Origin of the sequence: Scytonema hofmannii PCC 7110 (assembly GCF_000346485.2) — a bacterium.
Taxonomy (GTDB): Bacteria; Cyanobacteriota; Cyanobacteriia; order Cyanobacteriales; family Nostocaceae; genus Scytonema; species Scytonema hofmannii.
On sequence record NZ_KQ976355.1, the window covers coordinates 113,486 to 132,326 of the forward strand.

The window sequence follows — 18,841 nt, forward strand, 5'->3', positions numbered from 1 at the left end:
GGGTTGCGTGCTCTCTTGAGAGGGAGCGCGAGCGCAATAATCGATGTCTAGGCAACTGGCACATTCGTAGGCTCACCAGCGAAGTGGAATTTTGCTACAACTAGAACGAAAAATAAGCCTATGACTGTAGTACAAAAACTACAAGTGGCACAGTGCTTGTTGATGACTAAAAAGCCTTAACAAGGGCCAGATCTAGCGAAGCTGTCACCAGGGGCAAGATAGGCTGAAAATGTTACTTGTCAGTGTGACGATAATATTGCCGTTTTCGCATGCTTGTGCTTCCAATTGAGTTTGGCAAACTTATGCTTATAATCGTAATCATCAGCGTATAACTTATAGCTAGTGGCTAAACTTGTTAATCATAGCCAAGAGACTGTTGAACTTCACGTAAGTAAGACCGAACCCAGAGGTTACGCATCACACCAGGCTTGGTAAGAAGTTGAGTAACCCGACGTTGTGTAGGTTTTTGTCCTTGTGAATGAAGCAATTGAGCAGTATTTTGTATTTCTTGGCATACAAGTTCTCTTTTTTCCTTACCAATTACATTATTGTATTCTTGGTAACGTTTGGAGATAGAACGAGAAAGCTCAGGAAAATATCTGTATAAATAGCTGTTATTTTTGTAGCCTAGTCGTCGAGAAATTTCTCCAAATGAAGGAGGTGGAAATTCCTGAAGTGCTAGTTCAAGAACAGGTTGAATTTTTTGGTGTCTAATCAAGCTTTTATAATCAGCATAATTAACTTTAATGATTTGGGATAATTCGGGAAAATGATGCTGTAAAAAATTTGAACTCTTATTTAAACGAAGAGCAACATCTTCTAAAGAAGGCGGTGGGTATTCATTAATTACTTCTTGAAGAATTATATTGAAAACTTGTTTTTTCTCTGAACTTACTCTCTTATAAGATTTTCTTGACTTCTCAGTTTGATTGGGGTTCGGAACGCGAACAAAATTCTCAAAAAACAACACATCTGTTGTCAAAAAATTTAGCAATTTGATTTTCGCATAATGAGTTAACAACAAAAGCTTATCTAGTTGAGGTATTACCTTTCCCTTGCGCCATAAACCAATTGTTGCTTCATTTACAATGATGGTACGGGATAAAGCAGATTGATTTGATTGAAATATTTGATTAATAAAAGTAGTAATGTTATTACTAATTCGATTTGAATCGAGAGTAGATTTGATAGTTGATGTAGCTGCGATTAAGTCTCCTAACTCGTTAGCAACGTAAAGTTGCCAAGCAATTTCATCTCTGGTATTCATTTTATCTACTTCACAATTTTTATATTGGGAACTCCCCAGCCATTTACCGCATTTATTACAGTGTCCTGGTTGGGAATCGCCAGAAAATACAAGTTGTTGAGTCAAACAATGAGGACATACAGACACAAACGTGTGATTGTGGATGGGACAAATTTCAACTACATTGATACACCAAATAAGTGGCTCATAAATACTCTTACTATTATCACGCCATTCTTGATAACAAAAGGGACACCAAGCACGTTTATGGCGAAGTAAACACCTTTTGGAAAGGACTTTAACCCAAGGAGTGAGGGTAAGAAAATGTAGGTCTGTTCGTTTTGTCAAAGTAGACATTGCATGTATTAAATTACTGGCAATCAAGCCCATGCCATTAGTTGTTGTTCTATCCCTACCAATTCTCAGTATTTCACTGATACTTTCATCTCTGGAATTGTTGGATTTTAAAAATTTTGTTTCTCTACTCATAAGTGGGGCAATTTCATTTAGAAATAGCCGCCTAGTAGTAATGCAATGTTGTTCAGCTAGTCGAGTGACATAGCTTGTTAAACTTTCTACATAAGGAGTTCCTATACCAATTGGCTCTAGATTATATAAACGACTTCTTGGTGGAATCGGAGATTTTTGCGTATCCCAAGATGGGTAAATTTTTAGGTTTAATATAGGGACATGACTCATATTTCTACTTGATGACGCTTAGGTAATGGTTTTCCGACTTTCTTACGCACTCTTCTAGAAGTTGAGTCATCCTGTTGTGGTTGAATCTCAACTTTTTTCATATCATTATCAAGATGATCTTCATTTATTGGTAAACCCAATTCTGCACGCAGTTGCTGAACTTCCGCTTCGAGTTGTGCATGATTTTTCTCACCTTCTTTAATTTTTTTGAGGATATTTCGGCATTGGGTAACCGATAGGGCGCGACGTTCTAGGTGCTTAAGTCCAACAGAATCAGAGCCATCAGTGATTGCATCGAACAACGCATTTTGAAACCAGTTTTTCAGAATCCCTACACAACCCAAACTTCTCTCGTAACAGTAATCCCAATGGGATACTAAATCTGGTTCTTGGGGTAATGGCATCCTGAGTTGAAAACCCCAAACCACACTTTGGAAGACTTCTCTATCTTGTTCTATATCAGCATGGTAACGGGGAAAATGTAAGTAGACACTACGTCGGCTCAACTGGTCGCCGATATCGTGTAGGGTCAGCAATTCGTATGTACCTACCAATCCATGCACAACTCCAGTTCTGTTGGCTAAGGACTTTATTGCTTCAGGTAAATCTGTTAACTTGCGTCCAGAAGCGACCATGAGCATATGATGAGCTTCATCAATAAAAAAGATTTTAGGTTTCCCGTGTTTAAGAGCTTGCTCTAATGCCCATCCCAAATCAGTTTCAATAACTTTTGATTCAATCACAATTTGCCCTAAATTGTTGTGATAAATACCTCGCGTACCATAGTCTATCTTGTGGTCAATTAGTGGTTCGTTTAGGGCAAATAAGCAGCGTTTAATATGGTCTTTTGAGTTAAACAAACCGGATTTTTGGATGACTGCCTCAACGGATGCATATGGTAAGAACCCAGGGTCAATTTCTAGTTGTGGTAATGACGACTCAACTAACCACTTTTCAATTAATAAGCGTAGGGTAGTTTTACCAACTCCTGTTGGACCATAAATAAAAATTATTCGTGACTCAGAAGAATTACTAACCGCCAGCTTGAGCAAATTAAAGGCTTCTTGTAGGCGAGGGTGTGCCATTGTATACTTGTCAAAGTACAAGAGCTTTTCTGTTGGTGATTCTGCCAGTAATGTAGTGGGAAAATGCCTGGGATTAGACATCGTTAATAAGAGCCAAAAATTTGGGTTCTTGCGTACTTAGCGTGCTAAATCAATATCATAGTGCCAAGAAAGTAAAGCTCTAATTTCAAAATTCTGAAAATTCCTAAAGCCAAATCCACTTCGCTTTATTAACTTTAATTTATTATTGATTCCTTCTACTACTCCATTCGTTGTTCTTCTTTCAAAATATCCTACTACTTCTCCAAACCACCGTTTAATTGTCTTGACACTTTTTTGATAATAAGGTTCGGCTGACTTTAACCAATCAATTAGCTTTAACATTCCTGTTCCTAAATCTTCGCTCTTATCAAAGAGATCGTGAAACTCTTCTTTCAATGAATGCATTTTTGCTATTAAAGGAGAAGCTTATTTAATTTTATCTAATTTATCTTTTTGCTTTTCTGTCAGCTTATTTTCAGCTTTTAAAATTGTAAATTTATTGCCTTTTAAACTTTCAAACACTTTTTCTCTCTCTGGCACATTTAATTCAGATGCTATTTTCTTTTCTGCTATTCTCACTTGATTTAACTCTTCATGTATTATTTTTGTAACATGAAATCTATCTACTGTTATCAAGGCGTTTGGACAAATCTTCTCTACTAAATATTTATAGTTTCCTGTCATATCAATACTGACTTCTTCTATTTGATGAAGAACTTCTTCTCCCCACTGTTTCATAATCTTTTCGATTTGAATTTGTTTTCTTTCTTGTACTAATCCTATTAATTTTCCTGAATCTATATCTACTAACACAACAATAAATTTACCTTGTCCTTTTACCAAACTAATTTCATCTATTCCTAACCTTCTCAAATTTGTTAAATCTATTGGCATCACATTTTTCGCTACATCCTTAATCATTGAATTTACTTCTTCATCAGTTAATCCATTATTTCTGGCAACACTACTCACATTACTATTAATCACTTGTTTAACAATATTTTCCGCATATCGATGTGTATATGTCTTTTTTGTTCCTACAAAATCTAGCTTCTCACTAAATGTTTTTCGACATTTTTTGCACTTAAATCTTCGTCTATTTACATCTAGTATTACTTCTTTATCTCCCATTGGTAAATCTTTGACTAAATATTTTTGATTTTGATGTAGATGCTCTGAGCTTATACCACAATGTGGACAGACAGCACTTTTCACCTTTTTATGTACTGATATAAATAAGATGCGACCCTCTTGCAGACTTGATTCTACTACTACCTCAGGTAAATTTAAGAGTTGGGTCATTATTCTTTTCATAATTAGTTTAACTCGGAAATATTAGTAATAAAATTAATATTTTAGCACGCTAAGTACGCAAGAACAGTTTATTTGGAATCGAAGTGTTGATTTAGCTGTTAATTGTTACCTTTTAACCAGTAAATTTCCAGATTCCGAACTCTATGGATTGACCCGTCAGATAAGACGTTCAGCCGTTTCCGTTGCCTCAAATATTGCAGAAGGGTATGGGAGACGTAGTAAAAATGAGTACATCCATTTTCTTCATATTTCTTTGGGTTCACTTCGCGAGTTAGACACACAACTGATCATTGCCCAAAGAGTCAAATTAGCTGACGAGAAACTTTTTCCGCCTGTCGCCAATGAAGTTGAGGAGATGCAGAAAATTATGGTCGCAAGTATTAACAAGCTGAAAACTTAAACACATATTCTTCCCCATCCTTCTGCCCTCTGCCCTCTGCCCTCTGCCTTTTTTCGTGCCATTCTATTCAGAAGCTGGTGGTGATACCCAGCAACCATTTTCTTCTCTTACATAACGATGAGGCTGTTTAACTACCAGCTTTTGTAACTCAGTTTCTGTTTTGCATTCTACCCAACCGGCACCATTTTTTCTAATGATAAAAAAATCTGGGGTGTAGAAAAATCCTAATTGACGCCCTAATAAAGATTGATATTTAATTTTAAATGCAGGCGGTTGGTCATAAAATTCTAGAACCTCGTCCGAATGTTCCAGTTCATAGATAAAGGGAAGCTCAACTTTATGAGACTCGAACTGAATAGTTTTTTTGTTTTTTTTGCTAGGATAAAAACCCGAAACATTTTTTCTTCCACCCCCAACTCGTCGAGCCGGTTCGCTCTGACGGATTGCTTGAATCGTTTTTACAGTTAATTCGGGCAACTTCAGGTCAATACACCATTTTCCAAATTCATCATCGGTAAGCATCTCCCCGATCCTCAATCCTGTCATTGAAGAAGAATTCAATCATTCTGGAGCGCCACCGCCGACGCTCTAGAAATCTTTTTTTGTTAAACACGCTGTACACTACGACAGCAAGCTTACGACAACAGGAAGCGATGACTAAAAGAAACGTTACCCGCTCTACCGCTTAAGTCCGCAGCGCACACTAAATAATTTTCTTAATGTTATCCATTGCTACAAAAACATTCCAGACAGTTTACCTAACTTAACTCTTTTGGCAAGCTTATGGTACCATTTTTCGGTTTCGGCAATATTATCATGACTGTCGGCAGATTTTAGTAGTGAGTGTTTAATTCAACAATCAGTTTTTCAGCCTAAATCTTGGCAATATTTTGGTTCCAGTTTTGGCAATATTATCGTCACACTGACAATCGTCTTGTTTGCAGTTTTGAGCGTTTATGTTTGCAGTTCGCTACAACTAGAGAAGAGTTAATTCTATACTGTGCTTTGAATCATAATTTGAGAAAATTTCTGCACCATAAACCGAGCAGTGTGACTTAAAGGAAAAGATTGCTGAAAATTAAAGGATAAGCTTGCTGAACCTATAGCCTGGCTGCTTTTGTGGTCAAATTCCCGTTTCCGAGAATGCGATCGCAAAGCACATTCAACGAATAATTCAGAATTAATCGAAATAATAAGGCTTTCAGCCTCTACGGTGGGGGGCAAGCTTTTACTTTAAAAAACGGCAATCTTTTCCTTTAAGTCACACACATATACTTTTACAACATACTTTAAGAAAAATTAGAAGGAATTATAGCCATTATGTCTGAGTTTAAGCTTATATCTGACACTGGTATAGATTACACTCATTTGCAGAATTTTTTATTAATAAAAAATTGGTTAAAAGCTGATGATGAAACTGCAAGATTAATATTCCAGTTCGCAACAGATAAAAATATTACAAGCCAAGATATTGCTAATATCCCTTGCGAAGATTTGCAGATAATTGACCAACTTTGGATGTATTACAGTGACAAATATTTTGGTTTTAGTATTCAAACTAATTTTTGGGATGTACTTATTAAAGAACATAAAAAAGCTAACTTCTTAACGTTTTCTATTTTATCTTATAAATTAGGATGGTTTTTGGAGGAGGGGTGGCTAAATTATGAAACGAAACTAGATTTGCAAAAAGTACCAAAAGGGCATTTTCCTCGATGGGGCTTTGGTATCATCCCGATCACATCAGAAGTGACCTGGACACCTGGAATTATGGGACTTCGATCTTTGAGTGCATATGTAAGGATTCTAGGGTATGGAGCAGATTTAAAATTATTTGAAATCCTACCTGACTTCGGTACTATATCTCCTCTTGAGAATTTATTTGCTCGTATAAAAACTTGTGATTTGGTAAATACAACGGCTAATGGTCTTCCAACTTTAAAGCAAAGACTGGAGCAAAACCTAGAATTACAAGCAGTAATTAATCAAATTTCGATAACTTCAGAAATTTCTGAAATTGACACCAAGATAGACTATCTTGAAAGTCAAAATTACTATACACCTAAAAGACGTAAAGTATTTCGTAAGCGAATCATTACATCAATCGCTCAAAGACGAGGACAACCTTTATTTCGTAAAGCTTTACTTAATGCTTATAACTATTGCTGTGCTATGTCCGGTTGTAATGCACAGGAAGCATTAGAAGCAGCTCATATTATACCCTACTGTAAAACAGAGGATAATAATATTTCAAATGGATTACTACTGCGAGCCGATTTACATACTCTCTTTGATCTAAATTTAATTGCTATAGATCCAAAAACGATGCAGATACGAATTGCTCCTAGTTTACTAGGTACTTCTTATGAAAAAGAGATACACAATAAATTCCTGCAACTACCCATAAATAAATCAGATTATCCTAGCACCGAAGCACTCATATGGCGCTGTAACCAGTGCAATTGGTATAACCAGCTATACAAATAAACAAGCATTAATTACAGGTGGTTAGTTGTCACTGGGGAGAGGTTCCCCAGTGTTTTTACTACACAATTAGTACATTAAGCAGCTGCCTGCTGTGCTAGAGCGCCGGTCGAGTAGAAGGTGTTGACAAATTACGCATAGTATGAATTTGATGCACACAAACACTCGCACAAGTTCATGATGGATTGCTTGGTTGTACCTAAGACATCCGCGATCACTTGTGCATCTGCCAGCCACGATGCGTCCGTAAAAACAATTTGACTCGTTCTCTTGGTTCACTCATACAAACACTGAAATAAAGACTACGATGTGTTTAACTCTTTATGTTCCTTCATGTTCTTTATAGCTAATTTTTTTCTTCTTACTTCTGGCGATCCATTACCTGGTACAGCAACTTGGTAAATTACGGAAATTCTATATTGGCAATTATTATGTCTTCTGTTAACGCTCTTTGGGCAAGGCAGGAGACAGAAGGAAATAACTATCAGAACTATCTTATACAAAGCCTTCTATCTTGCCCAATTTTACCCAATTGGGGTTGAAAAACCCGCTATCTATACAGCATTTACAATTGGTTGAGGTCTGAATTCTCATCCAATTGACCATTCTGCCCTTTGCCTTTTTCAATAACGCTTACTTTTTCTTATGCGCGATCGCCTATCTAACTAAAGCTGGCTCTGTCTTCAACTGATCTATTCCAACGTTCTCGCTGACGTGATACAGCAAACCATAAGAATCTGTTACCAATCGGTAACGGTTGGTAAACCGTCGCCAGTTTCCACCATTAGGAGCATGGGCGCGGAAGCTGAACTCAACAAACGAATCTCGATCGTCGGGAGTTAAAGACTGACGAGTTACAAGATCAAAGGCGCTTAAATCTTCCGGATGCCAATACTGTTCCCTGCGACGTCTTACAGCTTCTTCTAGGCTGCCAGTTACCATGATGGCACTGCTTTCACTCATCGCAACCTGGCGCTGGTCATGCAACCTAATTAATGCACAACGAAGTTCGGGATGCTCACAAAAGTAGTCAATAACTTTAATAATGGGGCGAGACAATTTCATCTCTGCTATCTGAATACCGGGGAGCGCAATCATTGGTGACGTAGACATATTGAGGTTCCTTCCTACAACCGTTTCACAGGAAATTGAAAAATACTTTGTTCCAGAGCCATGCCAAAAAACTTTAATTTCTTTGCAACCCCAAGCTGACCCCAGAGACGATAAATACCTATAGATCTGTCTTAACTCAAGTGCTTCTAATTTGTTAGAAGCTGTCAATTTAATAGTGTCAGAGGAACAAAAGGCGACATCAACACAGAAAGGTAATTGCTTTTTCAGCAACTCTGATGCATAAGCGTCAACTGTGGCAATTGCATCCAGAAGAATCTGCTTCATGTTTGTCCTGGTTATCATTGAAACTTTGTTGTCTAATCGCTATAAGTTCATCATGCCTGTAAGGTTCTCCATTATCACGAGTCAACAAAAGCGTTAGAGCAATCAATTCTTCGTCTGAAGGATAGCTACCTTGAGAAATCGCTACAACTCGTTCCAATGGAAGCGCCACTTCCTCAGCTATTTGCTCAATGGACAGAGACGACTTGTTAATTTCTGCTATTACGAGAGCAGCGATGCTAGGGTGTTCGGATTCTTTCATTGCAGATGAGGGCTTTAGCGCGGTTTTAAGAAGCGTTCCAGCTGCCAATACGATTCTGGCAATCTCGTAATTGGAAAAATGACGTAGTGCTTCCATCACTTCTGCCACAGTTAACTTTTGCTTTTCTTTTACCTCCTTTTGTAACTCTACTGACACGTTTAGCGTTTCTCTTCCAAAGCGTTCTAGCACTTCGCTTAAAGAAATCCCCATTGCTTTAGCACGCTCAAGCGCTGCTTTTTTCCCTGTGGGAGTAAGGTGCAGCGTCGTTTTCTGAGACTTGGGTTCGTCCCAGATTTCGCCAATGCCATCGGTGGATTTTGTTCCTTTCTTACCCATACATCAACTCTACCAGCTCTCACGGGATGCCAAAAGATTTTTTTGACAGCAGACCATTGACTTTGGTATGACGGCAGACCTATACTCTTAACCAAGGAAAAAGGAAAAACCTGACATACAAGCAGGAATACGGTCAAGAACTATGGCAAGAAACTTATGGCAGCCGCTGGAAAGCCTACCAGTAACGGGCGTTGACCCAAGAATATTTTGCAGAAACCATTTCAAGTTGACAGTACTTGATGATGAAAGGGCGATCGCAGCAGAGGAAGCGGAGCCTGGGTATCTGAAAGGCTGTGTTCAACTTTTAGCGAAAGTCTTAAGCGTGACTGCCAGGACAGTGCGAGGCTGGGGGCGACTGACTTACTCAAAGATGCCCGCACACTACCTGATGGTTTTGGCTTACGCCCAAAACCTAAAAACTTTACCCAAGCAGCCCATGACTCCACGGGAATTCTGCCAACGGTTTTTTGGCATTCACAACTTGCACCCAAGCCACATAGCTGAACACGAAACGGAGACTGGTTACAGAGGCAAGTGCAACCAGCTGTTGGCGAGAGTGCTAGGAGTAACCACTCGCACGGTTAGAAGTTGGGGCAATCTCAATTATTCCAAAATGCCGAAACGCTATCGCCTTGTCCTGGCTTACGCATTAGCAGCAATGGGTTTCCATTCAGAGCAACAAAGACCATCAGCAATGCCATTGGCAGCATAAGCCAGAAAATTTTGGGGTGATTAATGAAGCTATCAAAACTTGTAGAAATTGGCACAAATAAGAACTTCAAACCACGGAACAAGTGTTATGGTGAGTACAAACGCGATCGCCAACCACGTTAATCACATTCAGGATGACCCATTCGACCTGCAGGAAGCTGCGACCCAAGCACAGCTAGAGTTTGCATTTTGGTTGAACAAGCAGAAGGAGCAATTACGCAGTAGACAGTTTGGTGACTTGCTCAAGGCTTATGGTTGGTTGCGGAAAGAAGCAAATAAGTTCTTAAAGCTAGCTAACGTGTTCAGCAAATTCACCCCAAAGGACTTAGCTAAATTGGGGTTGCCAATGCTGCAGCTGTTATCGCAAGACCGATACGCTAAGGTTCGAGAGGCAATGCTGGGCTTGACGGAAATCACCCAAGAAGCAGTGCAAAACCTAATTAAAAAAATCAACAGCAAACCCAGGCAGCCCAAGCAAAAACCAGTAGTTTGGCGTCAGTCAGGTAGTGGTAGCCGTTACTGGCTTGTACCCCCGGTTCACAATCAAGATGCTGTCGGAGTAGCATTTCAATCAATGGTGGACACGGAAGGTCTACTGCCGCAACAGATAGCTGCGGAAGGGATAATGTTGCGGCAGGCATATAAGGAAGGAAGGTTAATGTTGGTGGAAAGTGCTGAACCATCTGCTGAAGCAGAAACACCAGATGTTTGGGTTGAGGACTTTAACACGGATACTAACACTGAGGTGCGTGAGGAAACGACGGAGGGTGAATGGACTTTTGAACCTGCACCCGAAAAAGATGATTTTACGGAAGATGATGCTGTCGTTGAAAGCGAACCAGAGTGTAGCACCCAGTCTCCTGTTGAGGTGTTAATTGAGACCTTTCAGATAGCTACAACTTGGGAACAAATAAGAGTTGCTTTGGCTGTTCGAGAAGATTACAAGCAAGAGGCATGGGAGGCGCTTACACCAGTAGAAAGGAAGCGAGTGAGGGGATTGATGCCAATTGAGGTAAAGAAACTGTCTGAGGCGAAAAAGGCTGGGTTGATTCTTGATTTTCAAGAACTCAGAGAGGGAGTGTACCAGGTACGGAGAGTGGGTAGCGTGTTGGGAGAAGTTGTGAGTGCATCCAGGTTAGATGCTTTTTTGGCACAGTTAAGATACGACGGGCAAAGCTTGGCTTAAAGTGCGAGCGCACTTACTTTAGGCTAGGTTATGAAACGCCGATTGTAAATCCGCCACGTTTATCTGAATTTTAGTATCAACCAATCTGTTCGGGCTGCCAACTGCTAAGCGATTGCCCGTCACCCAAGCAGATTGCGGCTGAAACTGATAGATGCGCCGGGGGGAATCATTCAAATAATCCTCTGGAGTCCTTATCAGTTGCTTGCCAGTCCGATGTAGGAGCAGTTGCATCACTTGAGGAGTACGCTCAGAACCTAGTTCCGAGGCAGTCCCATAGAAATACAGTCCTTCACCCGTACCTTCTGAAACGCTTGAATTAAAGATGGCAACTGCTAAGCGTCCGTTATTTTGGTAGATGTTTTGGGAATGATTGGATGTTACGGCTGAAGACCAGTAAATGTTTAAATTGTCATCGTAGGCAAAAAAGACAGGCGATGCCCAAGGGATACCATCCACAGAGCAAGTTGATAGCGTGCAGTAAATGTTACTGGCAATAATGCGTTGAGCTTTTGCTATAACTTCTGGGTTTTTTGAATCAATTGTGTTGACCCATTTATTACTTTCGGCTGCGCTTTCCATACAAAAGATACGTTATTCAAAACTATCCAATCTCATTTCTCTCAAAATATCGGATGGTTTCCAACCGCCCGAGCTAACGGTATAGCTTCTTGATACTAGTTGGTGCATATCTATAGATTCTGGTTCAAGTAATTCTTTTGGTAAGCTGGTTTGGTCAGCTTGAGGTGAACTGGACTGGGCTTGGATTTTTGGTGCTGGTGTCGAAATTTTAATGATGCTCTGCTTCATGATGGTAGTCTTGTAAAAGCAAAGGCTTCATTATACATTTTTTCAGTTGGTTTTCAGTGCCTGGGAGCAAAAATTTTGGGTAAGTATGGGGAAACTCGTGCGATCGCTGTCTGCGGATACAGGAGTTGCAAAGGCCATTTTGGTATCAACCAATCAATCGGTTCGCAGTGCCAACTGGTAAGCGATAAGCGAGCGATTACGGATGGGTGCATCATCTCAAGGAAGGTTCTCAAAGTGTTGAGACTCTAGCTGAGGCGCTCAGTGTTGATGCCCCAGCACTTTATCGATTCCTTCGAGCTTTAGCAAGTGCTGGAATCTTTTCAGAAACACAATCCAGACAGTTCCAGTTGACTCCAATGGCAGAATGTCTTTGTAGCGATGCACCGACTTCGATTCGACGATTAGCAATTTGGTCAGGGAGTGAGCCAATACACTGGCAGATGTGGGGAAATTTGCTCTACAGCGTGAAAACAGGTAAGCCTGCTTTTGAGTGCTGCAGGGTTTCAACTCGCTCGAATCCTTCCCACTCAATGTCCTTCGAGCTTGATTGAGGCAATTAAACTTTAGTAGTACGAATGAGGTGTTCTCCTCTAAGCTTATTCTTTCAGCAGAACACCTTACCTAGGTGATGTCGGAACTAGTATAGTTAAGATGGGTGACATCGTTTAAGGGTATTCCTTACGCGTGAGCAAGATTAAACCTTGTTAAACTATTGCGTTTTTTCAATCCTTAATTAGTTTTGTTTGCGCTTTGGTAATTGGGGGTGTTGACCGCAAATCTTACATCACAATGATGGAAAAAGAAGCCTAGGAAGCGAAAGAAACCAGACGTACTAGAGTAATTCTGTAGGATAACGGATTGATACACCGATGTAAAGAAGTACAAAAGCTACGGTCAAACTGGGAACACATGGGTTTGTACATTTTTTTTATACACGTTTACCCTTCTTATTTATAACATTTCTTAAGATCCATAATGAGTAACACATTTGAGAAAATAAGCAAAACTAATACGCTTATACACCTGAATCTTTATTGATGTTCTGTTGTTTGGCATGGATTGTGAAATAAATTGCTTCTCATACCATTTGCGATCGCCTTATCAATCAGCTACTTGTGTAATGTCATTTGTTTGGTGTCAGTTAGAGAACCTTGCTTGCCACCATAAGAGCAATTGTACTTTTGTATTTGTTTGAGGCAAGCGCTCATGACGTTCTTAGGATATGTTTTACTCGTGTAAATTTCTTGCTATCGTGTTTATTTTAAAGATAGTCTCAAACAGAATTTATCGCAGGGAAAAAATTTCCCTTCGGGAAATGCAGCTAAGACTTTAGTTGAATGATACAAGGTCAGTAATGGCGCAAAGCATTTATTGTAGGCGTTTGTACTATTATGTAACGTCTACTTTTCTTCTTTTCTTGTAGTATATATACTTACTACGCAATCTGGCTTCTTCACCGATCGCCCCGCCTTTGCAAGTAGCCCTTTAGCTAAGGGCTGAAATGCGATCGCTCTGTGGGATGATGCAATTATGGTGATTTATGCAATTTGTCGGATACAGAAAATTAAGAGTTGGACAGACCTGAGAGTCAGCGCTCGGCATAACGCCAGAGAGCGCGAAACTCCCAATGCCAATCCTTGTGTCAGTAACTTAAGATTGATTGGCAACCCAGAGCAGGACTTGGAAGCAGAGTTTAAAAAAATGATTGGCGAGCAAAAGATTCGAGTCAACGCCGTGTTGGGAGTCGAAATGTTGCTGAGCGCCAGTCCTCAATACTTCCGTCCCGACAATCCCACAGTTCCTGGAGCATACTTAACAGAACGAGTCGATGATTTTGCAGGTGCCTGTAGGGAATGGTTGAAGGAACGTTATGGCGAGCGCGCACTTAGAGCAGAACTGCACTTGGATGAAGTGACGCCCCACATCCACGCCTATATTGTCCCACTCGACCATCGCGGCAGACTCAACTGTCGCGAACTTTTTAGCGGTCAGCAAAAGTTATCGCAATTGCAAGATAGTTTTGCATTCGCTGTTGCACATCTTGGCATAGAGCGGGGTATCAAAGGCAGCAAGGCAACTCACACGAATATTCAGAAATATTACACTGAAGTCAATTGCAAATCGCTTCACATCAATCTATTGGAGATTCTCCCCCAACCAACACTCCATCAAAACGCCCTCGATTATTGGAAGCAGCTCAAAGAAACTTTACAACCGACTTTTGACACTATCAGCTCCCAATTGACAGAACACAAGCGATTGCTCAAAGAAAAAGCAGAACTCACCAAAACAGCTCGTGCCTCAGAAAAAGAAAGACAGAAGTTACTCGAGCGCCTGCAAAATATTGAATTGACCTTGGATTTATGGAAAGCCCAAGCTAACCTTGTCCGCGACTTACCTTTGGAAGATGTCGCTTACCATTTGGGGCTTTACCAGGATAACGAAGCCCAGCACAAGTGGAAGGGTTGCGATCGCATTATCAGTATTATTGGCACGCGCTTCTACGACTTTACAGGAAACCAAAAGGGTGGGGGCGGTGCTATCGATTTGGTAATGCACGTTTTGGGTTGCGGTTTCCAAGAAGCAGTGCTCTGGTTGCAAGACCAGTTTGGGGAATCGGCAATGTTAAATATTGTCGCCCAACACGCTCGCACTCAAGCCAAAGATATTATCACTAAAGAACCAAAACCCCAGTTCGTCCCACCTCCCGCCGATGAAAGCAAGTGGTTGGCGGTACAAGAGTATCTCACTCTCACGCGAAAACTGCCACTGCCCCTAATCGAAACTTTACACTCAGAAAAATTAGTTTACGCCGATGCCAAACAAAATGCTGTCTTTCTCATGCGCTCAATTGAAGGAGAAGTGACTGGTGCTTTCCTGCGTGGAACAAAAGGTCAAAACAATTCTTTTATAGGATTGGTTAAAGGCACCAAACGCACCCAAGGTTGGTTTCACTTAACTTGTGGTGGACAACCCAGCGACATCCTCCAGCGTGTTGTTCTTGTCAAATCCCCCATTGAAGTTTTATCGCTCGCTGTTTTGGAACAATCGCGCTCGCAAAAGACATTGTATTTAGCAGCAGACAGTGCTCGGTCTTTACCTTTAGAGTTGTTACACCGAATTCCCAACGTCATTGCTGCGTATGATAATGATGCCGCCGGTCAAGAAACTTTCAAAGCCATTCGCGAACTCATACCGCATACCACCAGGCTCAAACCAAAAACTAAGGATTGGAATGAACAGTTGATTGATTTTATGCTGTGGCAGTTTTGAAAAGAAGGGAGAGGTTTCCCCAAGCTACGGTTATATGAGTGCAAAGCGATCGCACAATTCATACTTTGATTCAGCAACGCTAGATATCGAAAGTGGTGAGATAGCACTAACGATCTCTTTCTAACAGATAACCCGCTTGTAACTTTGCCATGCCTACAGACCAACCAACTAAACAACTCAAAGCCTCGTCAATTTCATCATTACAAAGCTCTAAAAGTTTTAAAAGATTATTTTGATGCCAAGGCCACTGAATGGTTAAGCCTAAGCGATTTTGTTCCTTACTCAATCTATTATGCTTGTCTGCCATTTCTTTCTCTATAAACTCCCAACCTTTTGTAGATATCTCAAATCCATCTTTTAAATTTTTACCTGCAAAAAAATCTTGCCCATTCCATAATGCCCCATCATGAAAAAAATGATTTCTGATAACATATGAAACACCAATAGCCCAGCCGTAGTTTACTTTAAGAAAGTAAGCACTATAATAAGATGAATATTTACTATCCTTGATAAAGTGGGTTAATAATTGTGGCGGATTACTCCGGTCTTTACAGGTTGATTCAGTACAAATTAATGGAGCAATAGCAGTTGTAATTGAGTCGCATATAGTCCAAGTCATTGAAAGATAACCTTGAAATCCCAGTATTCGAGCATTGCTAAAAGGGATTTTTGTTCCATGATAGTCAACAAGATCCGTGGTGGGGTCTGTGATTGCAGGCAGTTTGTCCAGTAGTTGGCGAGCGTGTTCTCTAGGTTCTATAAGATCGCATATAGAAAGTAACTGGTTAGCCATTGTATCAAATTTTCTAATTCCATCTAGACAATCAGTGTGTAAAGATGAGGCAGGAAACAAATTGAACTCATAAACAATATTTTTTAAATCATTTACACTTTCCTTTAGACGTTGCTTTAACTTTTCCGCTGTCATTCGTCGCTCTCCTCTTTTACTCGTTCAATTTCACTGCTTAATTCTGCCTCTGCTAACTGAAGAACCCATTGCCGAAATGGAATCAGGACTGGATCGGTTTCAGCTTCTAACCTTTGTTGTGCTGTTTCTACTGCCATTTCAAAGTTTGCTGGGACTTCGCCTATAGTTGATATCGACATTTTTGGCTCAGGGTTAGTCAAAGCGTGGAAAATTGAATATTTATGACGCTCGTCAAATTGAACTCCTAAAGAGCAGGCTTCATGGGCAATTTTACGCCAAGCAAGATAGCTATCTGGGTAGTAGCCAGCAAATTTCGCCCATTGGTAAATTTCGCTCGGATTTTCACGCACGTTGGGGTCTGTAAGCTTCTCTACAACTAAATCAGCCGTAATTACTCCTGTTGGATCAATATCAACTAGATATCGAGGAAACCTATACCCAAACATTGGATAAGAATTAGTGTATGAAAGCAGTTTTGCAATGAGGTTTCGTATCGTGGTATCGTTAGCTTGCTCTGAAGAAATAGGAACAATCCATTGAGATAATCGTTCTTGACTAGGGAATATTCGGATATTAGAACTATTGGGTTCTGAGGTCCTTTGAATTCGTTTCTCTACAGCACTAACGAGCCATTGCAAATCTGGCTTACCAAGAATTTTTAACAGGTCTTGCAAATGATGAACATTTGTAGCACCAAGCTCATCAATATCAGGTAAACGTAAAACTTGATCCAAAATCCAGTTTTTTAGGTAAGGATCAATTGCTTGCTCTATATTTTTAATGAGTGAACGCATTGCATAGTTTAATGATTGCAAAAACGCACCTAACGCACTGGGTAATTGCTTACAATCAAGTTGATTAAAGGTCGTTTCTACCGTATTTTTGATTTGTTCTAAACTAGAAAAGAAGATGCCACCGAGTAAACCTACAAAATGGACAGCCGAGTTAGCCTGCAAAAAATTCTCTTGCTGCTCCAGCACAATGGCTGCTTCTGACTCAGTAATATTAATTAACCAGGTACTTTCGTAGATTGCTTGAAAGAGTTGCACAATTTTTTCGCTGCTGTTAACCCATTGCAGAAGTCGCTTAAGCACTGTGATTGTTGCTGGAGGATTACTTTGTCGAGTAATGCAAATCCATCCTTGACAAAGCCTTGTGGCAAATTGGAACTCTGGAGTTTTAATACCTAGTTGCAATGCTCCCTCAACAAACTGACACACAGATTGAGATTGCTGCGCTTTAGCACCTAGATGAGAAGCTACAATGAATAGTCTAGATATTTGATCGGCATTTCCCAGAAATTTAACGCCATTCTGAACAAAGTCATAAATGCTCTGTGGATTATTTGAAATGACTAATTTGTTACTTGTTTCATCTGCCCACTGTCCTAAAGATTCGTAACTTTCCCAACTAAGAAGAGGCGCATACTGGGGGAAGAATTCATTCTTTTTAAAGAAAGTTTCACACTGGATTGCTATTTCCTTCAGTTCAGGATCTGGGTCAAACTGATAGTGCCAATCCCAAATTTTGCGAGCAGCAGTGAGTTCTTGAATATCAAGCTTGTGTGACTTTAGGAAATTTGCTATCCACTGTAAATCCTGAATTAGAACAGTGCGAAATTCTTTAGAGTGGGCATCAGAGTAGGTAACAGAGGATTCTTGGATATCAGGGCTGTGCGAGTTTTGGGAATCTACTTCCAACAGCAAATCCTTAGCCAGAACGGCTTTAAATTCCTTAGAGTAGGAAGTTGCACGATTAATTTCTCCATGTGTATAAGCCAGCAGATTCCATAGAATTACTGCTTGGAGTGGTTGAAGTTTTTGCTCTGACAGAATTTCCTTGATTGCTGTGCGAAGTGAATCTCTAATTTCCCACTCAGGTTGATTTGTTGTAATCGTCCATCTTTGAATTCTGATAGTTCTCCCATTAAAAAGTGTGCTTTCTTGCTCGACAGACAATAGTGGCTTAACTAGAGCATCAAGATGTAGTTTTTGGGGTTCAGAAATATTTCCTTGAGAACGGATCTTGTTCAATAACTCTTTTGCTTTCTTAAACGCAGGTGTTTCAAAACTGCTACGGAATTCTGAACTACCTGTAATGACTCTAGGTAAAACAGTCTCTGCTCTCTTACCATCATTGGGCAAGCCCTGCGGTCTACGAGTTGCAACATCATGTTCTTTAATCACTAAATCACACAGCAGAGAGAGAATTCTCATCTGTTCACTATAGGTGTAGGCGTAGGGAGCCGTATTATAAATAATCCAGGGTAGTCCCAGGATTACGTCATCATGGGTAATAATTCGTTGTCCAAAAATAGTTGAAACAATTTCTGATGCTGAGTTTGAATTTAATATTGCTTTTAGAAGGTTCAGAACCTCAGATACATGAGCGAAGGACATTTCATCCAAAAGACTAAGGTATACTAATTTCTGACGCACGTTCATTGTTGGAAGTCGATCTTCCCATTTGCTTAGGAGTGTTCCCAAAAGATTGATAGGATTCTTGAACAACTGTTGAATTAACTCAAAGCGAGCAATACTCTTTAATAGTAATTTTTGGATATTTGGAACTTCCGTATATTTCTCTAATATTGTGCTGATTTCTTCAACAATCTCTAATGCTTCGGAGGAAGGCTCGTTGTCACCATGTCTTGTTTTGTAACCCAGACTCCGCACTTCAAATTGAAGTATAAAT

The 18,841-nt window shown here is 40.1% G+C and carries 14 protein-coding genes and 2 pseudogenes; 6 read left to right on the forward strand and 10 right to left on the reverse strand.

Annotated features, from left to right (window positions below):
- Positions 1–355: 355 nt before the first annotated feature.
- From WA1_RS49400 to WA1_RS49410, 3 genes and pseudogenes are all read right to left on the reverse strand, one after another.
- Positions 356–1,945 (reverse strand): TniQ family protein, encoded by a 1,590-nt coding sequence (locus WA1_RS49400; protein ID WP_017740943.1) that lies wholly within the window; start codon positions 1,943–1,945, stop codon positions 356–358.
- Positions 1,942–3,111, reverse strand: coding sequence for an ATP-binding protein (locus WA1_RS49405; RefSeq protein ID WP_017740944.1), 1,170 nt, complete (start codon positions 3,109–3,111; stop codon positions 1,942–1,944). Before WA1_RS49405 ends, WA1_RS49400 begins: the two co-directional genes overlap by 4 nt.
- A 36-nt stretch (positions 3,112–3,147) precedes the next feature.
- A pseudogene (locus WA1_RS49410) lies at positions 3,148–4,365 on the reverse strand (ISL3 family transposase).
- Positions 4,366–4,414: 49 nt separating this feature from the next.
- On the opposite strand from WA1_RS49410, the pseudogene WA1_RS49415 reads away from it, so the two are divergent.
- Positions 4,415–4,765, forward strand: a pseudogene (locus WA1_RS49415) (four helix bundle protein); the annotation flags it as partial.
- 63 nt (positions 4,766–4,828) lie between these two features.
- On the opposite strand, the gene WA1_RS49420 reads toward WA1_RS49415, so the two are convergent.
- Positions 4,829–5,287: a TnsA endonuclease N-terminal domain-containing protein gene (locus WA1_RS49420; protein WP_017740948.1), complete on the reverse strand. Its 459-nt coding sequence runs from the start codon at positions 5,285–5,287 to the stop codon at positions 4,829–4,831.
- 798 nt (positions 5,288–6,085) lie between these two features.
- Between WA1_RS49420 and WA1_RS49430 the strand changes: the two genes are divergently transcribed.
- Positions 6,086–7,252: a GUN4 domain-containing protein gene (locus WA1_RS49430; RefSeq protein WP_017740950.1), complete on the forward strand. Its 1,167-nt coding sequence runs from the start codon at positions 6,086–6,088 to the stop codon at positions 7,250–7,252.
- Between the two features lie 654 nt (positions 7,253–7,906).
- Here WA1_RS49430 and WA1_RS49435 read toward each other — a convergent pair.
- Positions 7,907–8,647 (reverse strand): hypothetical protein, encoded by a 741-nt coding sequence (locus tag WA1_RS49435; protein WP_017740951.1) that lies wholly within the window; start codon positions 8,645–8,647, stop codon positions 7,907–7,909.
- Complete coding sequence (locus WA1_RS49440; RefSeq protein WP_017740952.1) at positions 8,610–9,242, reverse strand: hypothetical protein; 633 nt, start codon at positions 9,240–9,242, stop codon at positions 8,610–8,612. The genes WA1_RS49435 and WA1_RS49440 overlap by 38 nt, the downstream gene beginning before the upstream one ends.
- A 142-nt stretch (positions 9,243–9,384) precedes the next feature.
- Here WA1_RS49440 and WA1_RS49445 point away from each other — a divergent pair, with 142 nt between their 5' ends.
- Together WA1_RS49445 and WA1_RS49450 are read left to right on the forward strand one after the other, a co-directional pair.
- Entirely contained in the window at positions 9,385–9,954 is a 570-nt protein-coding gene (locus WA1_RS49445; RefSeq protein WP_017740953.1) for a hypothetical protein, read from the forward strand.
- Positions 9,955–10,041: 87 nt separating this feature from the next.
- Positions 10,042–11,139, forward strand: coding sequence for a hypothetical protein (locus WA1_RS49450; RefSeq protein WP_017740954.1), 1,098 nt, complete (start codon positions 10,042–10,044; stop codon positions 11,137–11,139).
- Between the two features lie 18 nt (positions 11,140–11,157).
- Here WA1_RS49450 and WA1_RS49455 read toward each other — a convergent pair whose 3' ends face one another.
- A complete protein-coding gene (locus WA1_RS49455) occupies positions 11,158–11,718 on the reverse strand; it encodes a pyridoxamine 5'-phosphate oxidase family protein (protein ID WP_017740955.1) in 561 nt (186 codons plus the stop codon).
- A gap of 12 nt (positions 11,719–11,730) precedes the next feature.
- On the reverse strand, positions 11,731–11,946 hold the full coding sequence (locus WA1_RS49460; protein WP_017740956.1) for a hypothetical protein: 216 nt from the start codon (positions 11,944–11,946) through the stop codon (positions 11,731–11,733).
- A 206-nt stretch (positions 11,947–12,152) separates the two neighbouring features.
- Here WA1_RS49460 and WA1_RS49465 point away from each other — a divergent pair, with 206 nt between their 5' ends.
- Positions 12,153–12,497, forward strand: coding sequence for a methyltransferase family protein (locus WA1_RS49465; RefSeq protein ID WP_017740957.1), 345 nt, complete (start codon positions 12,153–12,155; stop codon positions 12,495–12,497).
- Positions 12,498–13,476: 979 nt separating this feature from the next.
- Positions 13,477–15,219, forward strand: coding sequence for a MobV family relaxase (mobV, locus tag WA1_RS49470; RefSeq protein ID WP_017740958.1), 1,743 nt, complete (start codon positions 13,477–13,479; stop codon positions 15,217–15,219).
- A gap of 106 nt (positions 15,220–15,325) precedes the next feature.
- Here the strand turns inward: mobV and WA1_RS49475 are convergent, their stop codons facing one another.
- Together WA1_RS49475 and WA1_RS59115 are read right to left on the reverse strand one after the other, a co-directional pair.
- Positions 15,326–16,147, reverse strand: coding sequence for a hypothetical protein (locus WA1_RS49475; RefSeq protein WP_017740959.1), 822 nt, complete (start codon positions 16,145–16,147; stop codon positions 15,326–15,328).
- A complete protein-coding gene (locus tag WA1_RS59115) occupies positions 16,144–18,822 on the reverse strand; it encodes a hypothetical protein (RefSeq protein WP_201789253.1) in 2,679 nt (892 codons plus the stop codon). The genes WA1_RS49475 and WA1_RS59115 overlap by 4 nt, the downstream gene beginning before the upstream one ends.
- Positions 18,823–18,841: the final 19 nt, after the last annotated feature.

Bases quoted from the DNA above. Each gene is read 5' to 3' on its own strand.
- WA1_RS49400 (WP_017740943.1), bottom strand. From the start codon at position 1,945: ATGAGTCATGTCCCTATATTAAACCTAAAAATTTACCCATCTTGGGAT.
- WA1_RS49405 (WP_017740944.1), bottom strand. From the start codon at position 3,111: ATGTCTAATCCCAGGCATTTTCCCACTACATTACTGGCAGAATCACCA.
- WA1_RS49420 (WP_017740948.1), bottom strand. From the start codon at position 5,287: ATGCTTACCGATGATGAATTTGGAAAATGGTGTATTGACCTGAAGTTG.
- WA1_RS49430 (WP_017740950.1), top strand. From the start codon at position 6,086: ATGTCTGAGTTTAAGCTTATATCTGACACTGGTATAGATTACACTCAT.
- WA1_RS49435 (WP_017740951.1), bottom strand. From the start codon at position 8,647: ATGAAGCAGATTCTTCTGGATGCAATTGCCACAGTTGACGCTTATGCA.
- WA1_RS49440 (WP_017740952.1), bottom strand. From the start codon at position 9,242: ATGGGTAAGAAAGGAACAAAATCCACCGATGGCATTGGCGAAATCTGG.
- WA1_RS49445 (WP_017740953.1), top strand. From the start codon at position 9,385: ATGGCAAGAAACTTATGGCAGCCGCTGGAAAGCCTACCAGTAACGGGC.
- WA1_RS49450 (WP_017740954.1), top strand. From the start codon at position 10,042: ATGGTGAGTACAAACGCGATCGCCAACCACGTTAATCACATTCAGGAT.
- WA1_RS49455 (WP_017740955.1), bottom strand. From the start codon at position 11,718: ATGGAAAGCGCAGCCGAAAGTAATAAATGGGTCAACACAATTGATTCA.
- WA1_RS49460 (WP_017740956.1), bottom strand. From the start codon at position 11,946: ATGAAGCAGAGCATCATTAAAATTTCGACACCAGCACCAAAAATCCAA.
- mobV (WP_017740958.1), top strand. From the start codon at position 13,477: ATGGTGATTTATGCAATTTGTCGGATACAGAAAATTAAGAGTTGGACA.
- WA1_RS49475 (WP_017740959.1), bottom strand. From the start codon at position 16,147: ATGACAGCGGAAAAGTTAAAGCAACGTCTAAAGGAAAGTGTAAATGAT.